This is a genomic window from Bradyrhizobium sp. GCM10028915 (genome assembly GCF_042666195.1).
Taxonomy (GTDB): domain Bacteria; phylum Pseudomonadota; class Alphaproteobacteria; order Rhizobiales; family Xanthobacteraceae; genus Bradyrhizobium; species Bradyrhizobium canariense_D.
Window position 1 is genome coordinate 289,852 of sequence record NZ_JBHTFN010000065.1, and the last position, 12,247, is coordinate 302,098.

Sequence of the window (12,247 nt, forward strand, 5' to 3'; positions counted from 1 at the left end):
GTGTCTTATGGTAGAGTTCCTCGTTGCGAAACTTCACGACGTCCACTTCATGACGATGCTGCTGGCGGCCATTGCCGCCAGCGCCACCGTCTATACGCTGGTGATGCCGCTGTTCGCCGGCGAGGGCCTTTCCAAGCGCATGAAGGCGGTGGCGAACGAACGTGAGCGCATCCGGCAGCGCGAGCGCGAGCGCCTCCACAAGAGTGAAAAAGTCTCGCTGCGCCAGACGCCGAAGCAGCTCGTCTCGAAGGTCGTCGATGACTTCAACCTGACCAAATGGCTCGCGCAGGAAGCTGCGCGGGACAAGCTCATCATGGCCGGCTATCGAGGCCAGGCGCCCTATATCACCTTCCTGTTTGCCCGCCTGGTTGCCCCGATCGTGCTGTTCGTCGGTTCGGTCGTCTACGTGTTCCTGATCGCGCATATGCAGCAGTCCATGCCGATCAAGATCGGCATCTGCGTCGGTGCAGCCTATCTCGGACTCCAGGCGCCGATGCTGTTCCTCAGGAACGCGATCTCCAAGCGCCAACTCTCGATCAAGCGCGCCTTTCCCGATGCGCTCGACCTGCTCCTGATCTGCATCGAATCCGGCATGTCGGTCGAGATGGCGTTCCGGAAGGTCGCGGTCGAAATCGTGGGCCAGTCGATCGCGCTATCGGAGGAGTTCACCCTGACCACGGCCGAGCTGTCGTATTTGCAGGATCGCAAGGTCGCCTACGAGAACCTCGCGCGGCGCACCGGGCTCGAGGGCGTCAAGTCGGTATGTCTCGCGCTCCAGCAGGCGGAGCGTTACGGCACCCCGCTCGGCCAATCCTTACGGGTGATGGCGCAGGAAAACCGCGACATGCGCATGAACGAAGCCGAGAAAAAGGCCGCGGCACTGCCGCCGAAGCTGACGGTACCGATGATCCTGTTCTTCCTGCCGGTGCTGTTCGTCGTCATCCTTGGACCGACTGGCATCAAGGTCACCGAGATGCAATGACCTTAGACGTGGACCGCGTACGGTCCGAGGATGCGTTCAAGATTGGAAGATCAAGATCGGAAGATCACGTCTGATCAGTCGGGCAGGCCGAGCGAGGCGACCGGCGTCCGCTTCGGCGCACCACGCCGGACGTCGCTGCGGGTCAACATTTCCTTGAGATAGGCGACATTAGCCGTAGCCTGGTCCGGCGGCAGGTCCGCCTTCACAATAGTCTCGGCTTCGGCGAAGCGGCCCTGGAGACCGACGACAAGACCGAGATTCTGCCGCACCCGCGCGCTTGCGTGCGGCGAGGCATAGGCTTGGCGCAGCGCGTCTTCGGCCTTCGGCAGGTCTCTCGACAACATGTAGGACAGGCCGAGATTGGAGAGCACGCCGGGATCGCCAGGCGCGATCTTGAGCGCACTCGCATAGTAGGAGCGCGCTTCCTCGTGACGCCCCATCTGATCGAGCGCGGTACCCTGCACCGAGAGCAGGCGCCAATCCGGGTTATCGGGCGAATGCGCCTTCGACAGCACGTCGAAGGCTTGCTGGAAATTGCCGTTGTCGGAGAGCGCGCGGCCGTATTGGGCCATCAGCGCCTTGTTGCCGGGATTGGCGATGGTCGCCTGCTCGAGCACGGCGGCAGCCTGGGCGCGCTGGCCGTTGGCGCGCAGGGCCTGGCCGTAGGCGAGCGCCGCGTCGGCGTCCTTGGGATTGGCACGATAGCGCTCGCCATAGACTTCAGCAGCGCGCGCGGGATCGGTGGGAGCGGCTTCCGCCCGCGGCCCGACCGAGCCCGTGACGTCGGAGAGTTTCGACACCGCCGTGCAGCCGCCGAGGCCCATGGCCACCGCTGCGACCAGCGAGGTGGACGCAAGAAGCCGGGCAAGACTTAACCGTTCACGACTGAACCGTTGACGCATGACGCTTTGACTCTCGAGCCGATTGATCGAGCCGAACGCGCCAGCAATAGACTGTTAACCCTAACGGCCGGTTAATGCTCCCGGCCCGAGCCCGTCACTGCGGCGCCTGCGGCGGCACCTCGCCGCCGAGACCCGCATCGAGGCCGAGCGCCTTCGCCTGCTCGTTCAGGTCCCGCAGCAATTGCAGTCGTTGCCGCGTCTCGATCTCGACATCGATGCCCGGACGCACGACCCTCGGCAATTCGCGTCGAAGATCGTCACGATTGACCAGACGCCTCGCGCGGAGCTCGTCGAGCTGAACGTCGTCGATGCCGAGCACATTTGCAGATTGCTCGATCAGTCGGCGCAGTAGTGACGTCACCGCGGCCTCGACATCATGCTTGCGTGCGGATCTCGAGAACTTGCTTTCCAGATCGGCCCAGACATGAGAGGTCAGGAGATAGACGTGGAGCAAATTGGCCCAATCCACCTCGTCGTCGGCATAGAAGGCGCGGCGCAGCAGGAGCCGGCGCGCGAATGCTGCGACCTGATTCCGTTTCAGCGTGGTGCATGCGTCGATCTCGATGCCCGATTGGACGGCCGGATCTCGGGAAAAATCCCGTCCGGCCGGCAGTCTGACGACGCCGTGCGGCAGGTTGGAATCGAGCGGCCTGAAGACACCATCCTTGCGCGGACGTGAGTAGCGGGTGATCGCGAAGTGATACTCTGTGCGGCCGCCATGGGACATCGGGTCGGACATCGGGCCGAAATGAATGACGTTGAAGCCGGCGTCGTCACCGGCCTGCCCGGTCGATGACGGACAGGACAGGACGTAGATCGTGCGCCAGAATGCTTCATCGCTCTCGTTCGACGTGGTGCGCGGATTGGGAATCGAATAGCGCGTCAGCCCCTCGACATGCCGGTGTCCGTGCAGAACCAGATCGACGTTGAGCGATGTCGCCGCCTCGAGGAAGGTCGCGGGCGCGGCGAGATACATCAGCGGCTCGTCAGGCACGCCGAGAAACCGCTTTCCTTCTCCGGTCGCCTGCGGCAGTGGATGATGATGCAGCGCCAGCACACGTACGAGGTTTTCCACCGGCTCGGCATAATCGGCGCGGCCGCCAGACCCGAGGCTGCCCGCGAGCTCGGCGCTCAGCCGCGCGGCATCCGAAACCATGGCGTTATAGGCACTCTGGTCGACATTGCCGCTCGCGAGCGTCGTGAGGCTCGCGCGATTGGAATCCAGCAGCACCAGATCGAGACCGGCCTGACGGTAGTAGACGCTCTTCGAGGTTCGCGGCAAATGCAGGTAATCATATACGTCGTGGCGGCCTGCACGCCGGCTCGGGCGCTTGACGTCGTGATTGCCGGCAATTGCCTGAATGTCGGTAACAGCCCGGTCTGCCGGAAGGACGCAATGACGGCGAGCGCTTCGTCGAGCGCAGGCGGCGTCGGGTCGTCCACGATATCGCCGGTGATCAGCAGGATGCGATCGGGAACATCCGCGAAGTCCGCCATCCTCTCGCGAATTGCGGCATTGAGCGTCTCGATGGTCGCAAGCAGTCGACCAGACCCGTCCAGATGCAGGTCGGAAATCTGTACGATGACGAACGATCTATCCATTTTGCGTCGCTTATTTGCGAATGCCGCGCCGCGCAAACGATGAGAGAAATGCCTTCGACGATCAGGTTCAGTCCGGTATCAATCAGCCCGGGCCATGATGAGCCGGGTAAGAATTGACCCCATCCCCTGTTGTTGCACTCCGTGCAGAACCGTACGACACAATCTAAAATATTGGGCAATAATGCCACAACCGCAGCGCTAGTAAAGCCCTGCGGCCGCTCGCGTGGATCGTGTCCTCGGCATGAGACGGGGCTCGCCCGTGGTTTCGCTCACCCGATCAATATTCGATAGCGAGCCTCTTGCGAATTTCATCGATGCGCTTGTCCAATGCATCGAACCGCGCGTGAACGGAGCGGTCGTGGAGATAGAAGACGTAACCGCCGGCAAGGAACGCGAATATCCAATGATGATGCTCGACATAGCCAAAAATCGCCTCGACCGCCTGCCCGATGAATGTGACCACGCTCCACACAAATTCCATTGCATTTCCTCCCGGCCGGCTTTGTCGTCGGCCGCCGGAGATCTGCACACCTGACGGCCGTTGCCGGAACCTAGCATGGCCCCTTTGCTGCGAGTAGCGGACCGCCGAACGGTGGCAGCAAAGCTGATTGCGGCGGCGGCAAAACTCTGCGAAATCTCGTCCGTTCGTATGACCCGCTCGATCTGACGATCCGGACCCGCCAATGCCTTCTGTCTTCGAGACGTCGCCTACCGCCATCCCGATCACCTTCGTCACCAAGTCGAGCTGGGATCAGGTCGCCGAGGGGCTACCGGCGGCGCAACGCCAGTTCGCCACTGCGAGCGCCTTTACCGCAAAGCCGGGCGGCTATCTCGCGCTGCCCGCGCCCGATGGCGCGATCGCGCAAGTGCTGTTCGGGCTCGAGGGCGAGGGTGCAAAATCGCGCGACCTGTTCCGACCGGGCGCCCTGCCCGGCCTGCTGCCGCCGGGCATCTATCGCTTCGCCAATGCACCGCACGATGCACGGCTCGCCGCACTCGCCTTCGCGCTCGGCAGCTACCGCTTCGCCCGGTACCGCAAGGCCGATCGCCCCGAGGTCAGCCTCGTTCCCCCCGACGGCGTCGACGCGACTGACATCAACCGCATGGCGGACGCCGCAATGCTGGCGCGCGACCTCATCAACACGCCGGCCAACGACATGGGGCCGGAGGAGCTGGCCGCAGCCGCGCAGGATCTCGCCGCCGAATTCGGCGCAAGCTTTGCCTGCACCATCGGTGACGACTTAAAGACGAATTTTCCACTGATCCACGCCGTCGGCATGGCATCTAGCCGCGCGCCGCGGCTGATCGACATTGGCTGGGGCGACCCGGCTCATCCCAAGGTGACGCTGGTCGGCAAGGGCGTCTGCTTTGACACCGGCGGGCTCGACTTGAAGCCTCCGAGCGGCATGCTGATCATGAAGAAGGACATGGGCGGCGCCGCCAACGTGCTGGCGCTGGCGCGCATGGTGATGGATGCGAAGCTGAAGGTGCGACTGCGCGTGCTGATTCCGGCCGTGGAGAACGCGGTCGCGGGCAATGCCTTCCGCCCGCTCGACATCTTCACCTCGCGCAAGGGCATCACGGTCGAGATCGGCAATACGGACGCAGAGGGGCGGCTGGTGCTCGCCGACGCGCTGGCGCTTGCGGACGAGGAAAAGCCGGACCTGCTGATCGATCTCGGCACGTTGACGGGAGCGGCACGCGTCGCGCTGGGGCCGGATTTACCGCCCTTTTACACCAATGATGAGACGCTTGCCGCTGACGTCGCACGATGCGCGGCGAGGGAGAACGATCCGTTGTGGCGCATGCCACTGTGGCCGCCTTACGATGCGTGGCTGGACTCCAAGACCGCCACTATCACCAACGCACCATCAGGCGGCTTTGCCGGCTCGATCATTTGCGCGATGTTCCTGCAACGCTTCGTCGAGCATGCCAGGAGCTGGCTGCATGTCGACATCTACGGCTGGACGCCGTCGGCGAAGCCCGCACGCCCCGAGGGCGGCGAGTGCCAGGCCGCGCGCGCGATCTACACATTGCTGAGCGAGCGCTATGCGTGATCCAGAACACGACCTAAGCCACGATCCAAGTCACGATCCAAGATACGATCCAAGGCTGACACCGTCGCGCGGCGACATCGCCGCGAAATACCTCGAAAGCAAGGTGCAGGCGGATCGTTTCGTCACGGGCGAGGAATTCGAGATCATCGCGGCGATCGCGCCCGTGCGCGAGCAGCCGTCGTCGAACGCGATGCTAATGACACAAGCGTTGCGCGGCGAGGGCGTCACGGTTTACGACCGCAACGGCGAAGGCTGGGCATGGGGTCAACTTTCAGGTGACGGCTATGTGGGCTGGCTGCCGGACGCAGCGCTCGTGAAGCCCGCGGCCGCGCCGACCCATATGGTCAGTGCTTTACGAACCTTTGCCTTCCCCGGTCCCTCGATCAAGCTGCCGCCAGCAGACACGCTGGTGATGGGATCGAAGATCGCGGTTGCACGCGAGGACGGCAGCTTCGCCGTGACACGCGACGGACACTATCTGCCGAAGGCCCATCTCGCCCCGCTTGGTCATCGCGAGCCGGATTTCGTCGCAGTCGCCGAGCGTTTCGTCGGCACGCCCTATCTCTGGGGTGGCAAGAGCAGCCTTGGCGTCGATTGCTCCGGCCTGGTCCAGATGTCGCTGACATCGGCGGGCATCGGCTGCCCGCGCGACAGCGACATGCAGCAGGCCGGCCTCGGCCGCGCGCTGGAGCCCCATGAGCAAAGCAGCTTGCTGCGCGGCGATCTCATTTTCTGGAAAGGTCATGTCGCCATCGTCCGCGATGGCAGCACCATGGTTCACGCCAATGCGCATCACATGGCAACGGTGATCGAGCCGATCGAGCCGGCAATCGCAAGGATCAAGCAAGCCGGCAGCGAGGTCGCCGCGATCAAGCGGCTCTGACGGAGGCTACGTCGCCGCGGACCCGTTCTCCGCCGTCTCCAGCCGGAACGCCGCCGCAAACAGCGCGCGCGTGTAACCCGTCTTCGGGTTCTTGAAGAGCTCGGCGGCCTGGCCTTCCTCGACCACCTTGCCGCCACGCATCACGATCAGATGGCTGGCGAGCGAGGCGACGACGCGCAGATCGTGCGAGATGAACATGTAAGTGAGATCGCGCCGGCGCTGCAATTCACGCAGCAGATCGACCATCTGCGCCTGAATCAGCATGTCGAGCGCACTGGTCGGCTCGTCCAGGACGACGAAATCCGGCTCCAGCACCACCGCCCGCGCGATGCTGATGCGCTGGCGCTGGCCGCCGGAGAATTCATGCGGATAACGGTGGCGAGTATCCGGTTTCAGTCCGACGTCCTCGAGCGCCTTGACGACGCGCTCCTCCCGCTCGCCTCGCGAGAGCTGCGGCTGATGCACGGTGAGGCCTTCGGCGACGATGTCGGCGACCGACATGCGCGGGCTGAGCGAGCCGAACGGATCCTGGAACACGATCTGCATGTCGCGCCGGAACGGCCGCATCTCCTTGAAGCGCAGGCCCTGGATATCTTTTCCCAGGAACACAATGCGTCCGTTCGAGGAGATCAGCCGCAGCAATGCGAGCCCCAGCGTGGTCTTGCCCGAGCCGGACTCGCCGACAACGCCGAGCGTCTCGCCCTTGCGCACGGCGATGCTGACGCCGTCGACCGCCTTGATGTGGCCGACCGTCTTGCGCATCAGCCCCCGCTTGATCGGGAACCAGACCTTCAGGTCGTGGGCTGACATCACCACCGGGGCATCCGGCTGCGGCGGCGCCGGATCCGGCTTCGGCTCCGCGGCGAGCAGGTCGCGCGTATAGGGATGCTTCGGGGTCTTGAAGACGTGCTCGACCGGCCCCTGCTCGACGATCTCGCCCCCCTTCATGACGCAGACCTGGTCGGCGATGCGGCGCACGATGCCGAGATCGTGGGTGATGAAGAGCAAGCTCATGCCGAGCCGGCCGCGGATCTCTGCGAGCAGCGTCAGGATCTGCGCCTGCACGGTAACGTCGAGCGCCGTGGTCGGCTCGTCCGCGATCAGGAGGTCCGGCTCGTTGGCGAGCGCCATCGCGATCATCACGCGCTGGCGCTGGCCGCCGGAGAGCTGGTGCGGATAGCTCTTCAGCCGCGTTTCAGGCTCGGGAATGCCGACCTGCGTGAGCAATTCCAGCGTCCGCCTGCGCGCCTCGGCATTGCTGGTCGGATTGTGCAGCTGAATGATCTCGCCGATCTGCGCCTCGATCGTATGCAGCGGGTTGAGCGAGGTCATCGGCTCCTGGAAGATGATCGAGATGTCGCTGCCGCGAATCTCCCGCATCTCCTGCTCCGACCGGTCGATCAGTTCCTGGCCCTTGAAGTGGATGCTGCCCGAGGGATGCGAGGCATTTGGATAGGGCAAGAGCTTGAGAATCGAGAGCGCGCTGACCGACTTGCCGGAGCCGGACTCGCCGACCAGCGCCAGGCACTCGCCGCGCTTGATCTGGAACGAGACCTTGTCGACCGCGAGCGTGGTGGCGCCCCCCTGGTGGAAGGCCACCGAGAGGTCGCGCACGCTGAGCAAAGGCTGGTTGATCGCGTCCATTGGCTTACCTGAACGTCTTGCGCGGATCGAATGCGTCGCGCACGGCCTCGCCGATGAAGATCAAAAGCGACAGCATGATCGCGACCGAGAAGAAGCCGGAAAAACCGAGCCACGGCGCCTGCACGTTGGACTTGCCCTGCGACAGCAACTCGCCGAGCGACGGCGAGCCGGGCGGCAGTCCGAACCCCAGGAAATCGAGCGCCGTCAGCGTCATCACCGAACTCGACACGATGAACGGCAGGAACGTCATCGTCGCGACCATCGCGTTCGGCAACAGATGCCGGAACATGATGACCTTGTTCGACACGCCGAGCGCCCGCGCCGCCTGGATATACTCGAAATTGCGCCCGCGCAGGAATTCCGCGCGCACGAGTCCGACCAGCGACACCCAGGAAAATAACAACAGGATGCCGAGAAGCACGAAGAAGCCGGGCACCAGCACCGACGACAAGATCAGCAGCAGATAGAGCGAAGGGATCGCAGTCCATATCTCGATGAAACGCTGGAACAACAGGTCGATCCAGCCGCCGAAATAGCCCTGCACCGCGCCGGCCGCGATGCCGACGATGGAGGAGACGATGGTCAGGCAGAGGCCGAACAGCACTGAGATGCGGAAGCCGTAGATCAGCCGCGCCACCACGTCGCGGCCCTGATCGTCGGTGCCGAGCCAGTTGTATTCGAGATCGCGGCAGCTCTTGAGGCCTTTCTTCTCGACGACGGGCTTGCACTGCGCTTCCGTCAACATCCAGGTCGGCCGCGACGGCGCCGGCGTCGGCAGATCGAGATTGTGGGTGTCGTAGGAATAGCGGATCAGCGGCCAGACGATGCTGCCGCCCTTGTCCCTGATCAGCTTCTGCAAATAGGGATCGCGATAGTCGGCCGCGGTTTCGAAGTCGCCGCCGAAAGTGGTTTCCGAATAGGTGACGACGGACGGCCAATAAAGGTGGCCGTCATATTTGATCAGGAACGGCCGATCATTGGCCATCAGCTCGGCGAACAGCGACACCACAAATAGGATCAGGAAGATCCAGAACGACCAATAGCCGCGCCGGTTCGCCTTGAAATTCTGCCAGCGGCGCCTGTTGAGCGGCGACGGCACGAACGGTTTGCGCGTGATCGGCACGGCACTGCCGAGCGGTGACTTCGCAGTGGTTTCGATCGGCGTGGTGGGGGCGGCCAGCGTCATCAGACCTCCCGCGCCTCGAAATCGATTCGCGGATCGATCCACATATAGGTCAGGTCAGAGATCAGGTTGATCACGAGGCCGACGAGCGAAAAGATGAAGAGCGTGCCGAACACCACGGGGTAATCGCGGTTGAGAACGCTCTCGAAACTGAGCAGTCCCAGTCCGTCCAGCGAGAAGATGGTCTCGATCAGAAGCGAGCCCGAGAAGAAGGCGTGAATGAAGGTCGAGGGAAAGCCGGCGATGACGATCAGCATCGCGTTGCGAAAGACGTGACCGTAAAGCACCCGATTCTCGCTGCAGCCCTTCGCGCGCGCGGTCATCACGTATTGTTTGCGGATCTCGTCCAGAAACGAGTTCTTGGTCAGGAACGTCATGGTGGTGAACGCACCGAGCCCCATAGCGATCAGCGGCAGCGTCAAATGCCAGAAGTAATCGATGATCTTCCAATACCACGGAAACTGCGACCAGCCGTCTGACGTCAGTCCGCGCAGCGGGAACCAGTTGAAGAACGAACCGCCGGCAAACAGGATGATCAGGAGGATCGCGAATAGAAAGCCGGGAATCGCGTAGCCAAGTACGAGCACGCTCGACGTCCAGGTGTCGAAGCGCGTCCCGTCCCTGACCGCCTTACGGATGCCGAGCGGAATCGAGATCAGGTAGGTCAGCAGCGTCAGCCAGATGCCGAGCGAGATCGAGACCGGCAACTTCTCCTTGACGAGCTGCAGGACGCTGACGTCGCGAAAATAGCTCTTGCCGAAATCGAAGCGGGCGAAATTCCAGACCATCAGCGCGAAGCGCTCCGGCGCCGGCTTGTCGAAGCCGAACTGCACTTCCAGCTTCTTGATGAAATCGGGATCGAGGCCTTGCGCGCCGCGATACTTCGAGTTGATGGCGTCGCCGCCGGCCCCCAACTGCCCCGGGGCGCGCTGCGCAAAGTCGCCGCCGCCCGAAATGCGCGAGGTCCCGCCGGTGTCCGCGCCCGAGAGCTGCGCGATCACGCGCTCGACCGGGCCGCCCGGCGCGAACTGCACGACGATGAAGGAGACGAAGAGGATCCCGAGCAAGGTCGGGATCATCAGCAGGATGCGGCGGGCGATGTAGGCGCTCATGGCTGCTTCGCCTGCTCGAGCCTGGCGGCCTTGCCGCCATCGTACCACCAGATGTCGGGAGCGCCGACGCCGTTGGCATAACGCGGCGGCTTCTGCGGATGACCGAATTGGTCCCAATAAGCAAGCCGGTGCGTCTTGTTGAACCAGTGCGGCACCCAATAACGGCCGGCGCGGAACAGGCGATCGAAGGCGCGGCAGGCGACGGTCAATTCCTCGCGGCTGTCGGCCGCCATGATCTTCTCGATCATGGCATCGATGGCCGGATTGGCGACGCCCGCAAGATTGTACGAGCCCTTCGTTGCCGCGACCTGCGACGAGAAGAACGAGCGCATGGCGTCGCCCGGCGTTGCCGACATGCTGAAGCGCTGGGTCGTCATATCGAAGTCGAAATCTTCCTGGCGTACCTTGTATTGCACGGCGTCGACGAGGCGCACGCTCGCTTCGATGCCAAGCGTCGCGAGATTCTTGATGTAGGGCCCATGGTGCGGCTGGAACGAAGGCTCGTCCAACAGAAATTCGATCCTGAAGATCTCGCCGTTCGGCAGCATCCTCTTGCCGTCCTTGATCGGCAGGCCGGCCTCGCTCAGCAATCGCTGCGCCCTGCGCAACAGGCTGCGATCCTGCCCGGAGCCGTCGGAGACGGGCGGCGTGAACGGTGCGGCGAACACCTCGTCCGGAACCTGGCCGCGAAACGGCTCCAGCAGCTTCAGCTCTTCCGGCGGCGGAGGCCCATCGCTCGCCATGAGGTCCGAGTTCTGAAATGGCGATACCGTGCGGGCATAAGCACCGTACATGATGGTCTTGTTGGTCCACTCGAAGTCGAAGGCGTCGATCAGTGCCTCACGCACGCGAGGATCCCTGAATTTTTCGCGCCGCGTGTTGATGAACCATCCTTGCGCGCCGGACGGCGTGTCGTCGGGCACGACCTCCATCTTGACGCGACCCTCCTTGACCGCGGGGAAGTCATAGCGGGTCGCCCAGATACGAGCGGTGAACTCTTCGCGGTAGAGATAGTTCTTGCCGGTGAAACCTTCAAAAGCGACATCGCGGTCGCGGTAGAATTCGTAGCGCACGACGTCGAAATTGTAGCTGCCACGACAGGGGGGCAGGTCGGCAGCCCACCAATCCTTGACGCGTTCGTATTCGATGTAGCGGTTGACCTCGAACTTGCCGACCTTGTACGGGCCCGAGCCCAACGGGATATCGAGCGATGTTTCGTCGAAAGCGCGAGAGGCATAATATGCTTTCGAGAAGATCGGCAGACTCGCCACATAGAGCGGCACGTCACGCGCGCGTCCCTTGGCAAAGGTGACGACCAGCGTCGCATCGTCAACGGCTTCCGCGCTGACCATGTCGCGCATCTGCACGATGATCAGCGGATGCCCCTTGGCCTTCAGCGACGTCAGCGAAAACGCCGCGTCGTGAGCGGTAAGCTTGGTGCCGTCATGGAATTTCGCCTCTGGCCGCATGGTGAAGCGATAGACCAGCCTGTCTGCCGATATATTTACAGACCTGGCGGCAAGCCCGTACATCCCGTCCGGTTCGTCATTGGCTCGCACCATCAGCGGCGCAAAAGTCATGTCCATGCCCTGCGCGCCATCGCCTTTGAGGATGAAGGCATTGAGCGAGTTGAAGGTCTGGTAGGACTGGTTGTACGCGCGCACCGACGGGATAAGCGAGAAGGTGCCGCCCTTCGGCGCGTCGACATTGACGTAGTCGAAGTGATGGAAGTCGGCGGGATATTTGAGGTCGCCGAAGGCCGACATGCCGTGGGCCTCTGCAGGCATCTCGGACGCTGTCGCGCCCCGGAGCCAGGCGGCGCTGAACGCGCCACCGGCACCCAAGGCCAGCACATGCCGGCGTGAAAGCTGCGCCATGCGAG

General features: G+C 63.2%; 10 protein-coding genes. 3 read left to right on the forward strand and 7 right to left on the reverse strand.

Annotated features, from left to right (window positions below):
• Nucleotides 1–7 precede the first annotated feature (7 nt).
• The gene (locus ACFQX9_RS31155) at nt 8–982 is read left to right on the forward strand and encodes a type II secretion system F family protein (protein WP_018454686.1); all 975 of its coding nucleotides are present in this window, start codon (nt 8–10) and stop codon (nt 980–982) included.
• 74 nt (nt 983–1,056) lie between these two features.
• Here the strand turns inward: ACFQX9_RS31155 and ACFQX9_RS31160 are convergent, their stop codons facing one another.
• From ACFQX9_RS31160 to ACFQX9_RS31170, 3 genes are all read right to left on the reverse strand, one after another.
• Entirely contained in the window at nt 1,057–1,884 is an 828-nt protein-coding gene (locus ACFQX9_RS31160; protein ID WP_377791449.1) for a tetratricopeptide repeat protein, read from the reverse strand.
• A 94-nt stretch (nt 1,885–1,978) separates the two neighbouring features.
• Nucleotides 1,979–3,166 (reverse strand): metallophosphoesterase family protein, encoded by a 1,188-nt coding sequence (locus ACFQX9_RS31165; protein ID WP_377791450.1) that lies wholly within the window; start codon nt 3,164–3,166, stop codon nt 1,979–1,981.
• 597 nt (nt 3,167–3,763) lie between these two features.
• Complete coding sequence (locus ACFQX9_RS31170; protein WP_018454690.1) at nt 3,764–3,967, reverse strand: hypothetical protein; 204 nt, start codon at nt 3,965–3,967, stop codon at nt 3,764–3,766.
• 202 nt (nt 3,968–4,169) lie between these two features.
• Here ACFQX9_RS31170 and ACFQX9_RS31175 point away from each other — a divergent pair, with 202 nt between their 5' ends.
• Together ACFQX9_RS31175 and ACFQX9_RS31180 are read left to right on the forward strand one after the other, a co-directional pair.
• On the forward strand, nt 4,170–5,543 hold the full coding sequence (locus ACFQX9_RS31175) for a leucyl aminopeptidase family protein (protein ID WP_377791451.1): 1,374 nt from the start codon (nt 4,170–4,172) through the stop codon (nt 5,541–5,543).
• Entirely contained in the window at nt 5,536–6,426 is an 891-nt protein-coding gene (locus tag ACFQX9_RS31180; protein WP_377791452.1) for a C40 family peptidase, read from the forward strand. The genes ACFQX9_RS31175 and ACFQX9_RS31180 overlap by 8 nt, the downstream gene beginning before the upstream one ends.
• Before the next feature lie 6 nt (nt 6,427–6,432).
• Here ACFQX9_RS31180 and ACFQX9_RS31185 read toward each other — a convergent pair whose 3' ends face one another.
• The 4 genes from ACFQX9_RS31185 to ACFQX9_RS31200 are packed head-to-tail and all read right to left on the reverse strand — an operon-like array spanning nt 6,433 to nt 12,242.
• Entirely contained in the window at nt 6,433–8,070 is a 1,638-nt protein-coding gene (locus ACFQX9_RS31185; protein ID WP_377791453.1) for an ABC transporter ATP-binding protein, read from the reverse strand.
• Between the two features lie 4 nt (nt 8,071–8,074).
• On the reverse strand, nt 8,075–9,256 hold the full coding sequence (locus tag ACFQX9_RS31190; protein ID WP_377791454.1) for an ABC transporter permease: 1,182 nt from the start codon (nt 9,254–9,256) through the stop codon (nt 8,075–8,077).
• The gene (locus ACFQX9_RS31195) at nt 9,256–10,365 is read right to left on the reverse strand and encodes a microcin C ABC transporter permease YejB (RefSeq protein WP_018454695.1); all 1,110 of its coding nucleotides are present in this window, start codon (nt 10,363–10,365) and stop codon (nt 9,256–9,258) included. The genes ACFQX9_RS31190 and ACFQX9_RS31195 overlap by 1 nt, the downstream gene beginning before the upstream one ends.
• Nucleotides 10,362–12,242 carry an extracellular solute-binding protein gene (locus tag ACFQX9_RS31200; RefSeq protein WP_085361625.1) on the reverse strand — a complete coding sequence of 627 codons (1,881 nt, stop codon included), beginning with the start codon at nt 12,240–12,242 and terminating at the stop codon, nt 10,362–10,364. The genes ACFQX9_RS31195 and ACFQX9_RS31200 overlap by 4 nt, the downstream gene beginning before the upstream one ends.
• Nucleotides 12,243–12,247 lie beyond the last annotated feature (5 nt).

Excerpts from the sequence above, each read along its gene's own strand:
- ACFQX9_RS31180 (WP_377791452.1), top strand. The coding sequence starts at position 5,536 with ATGCGTGATCCAGAACACGACCTAAGCCACGATCCAAGTCACGATCCA.
- ACFQX9_RS31195 (WP_018454695.1), bottom strand. The coding sequence starts at position 10,365 with ATGAGCGCCTACATCGCCCGCCGCATCCTGCTGATGATCCCGACCTTG.
- ACFQX9_RS31190 (WP_377791454.1), bottom strand. The coding sequence starts at position 9,256 with ATGACGCTGGCCGCCCCCACCACGCCGATCGAAACCACTGCGAAGTCA.
- ACFQX9_RS31160 (WP_377791449.1), bottom strand. The coding sequence starts at position 1,884 with ATGCGTCAACGGTTCAGTCGTGAACGGTTAAGTCTTGCCCGGCTTCTT.
- ACFQX9_RS31200 (WP_085361625.1), bottom strand. The coding sequence starts at position 12,242 with ATGGCGCAGCTTTCACGCCGGCATGTGCTGGCCTTGGGTGCCGGTGGC.
- ACFQX9_RS31175 (WP_377791451.1), top strand. The coding sequence starts at position 4,170 with ATGCCTTCTGTCTTCGAGACGTCGCCTACCGCCATCCCGATCACCTTC.
- ACFQX9_RS31155 (WP_018454686.1), top strand. The coding sequence starts at position 8 with ATGGTAGAGTTCCTCGTTGCGAAACTTCACGACGTCCACTTCATGACG.
- ACFQX9_RS31185 (WP_377791453.1), bottom strand. The coding sequence starts at position 8,070 with ATGGACGCGATCAACCAGCCTTTGCTCAGCGTGCGCGACCTCTCGGTG.
- ACFQX9_RS31170 (WP_018454690.1), bottom strand. The coding sequence starts at position 3,967 with ATGGAATTTGTGTGGAGCGTGGTCACATTCATCGGGCAGGCGGTCGAG.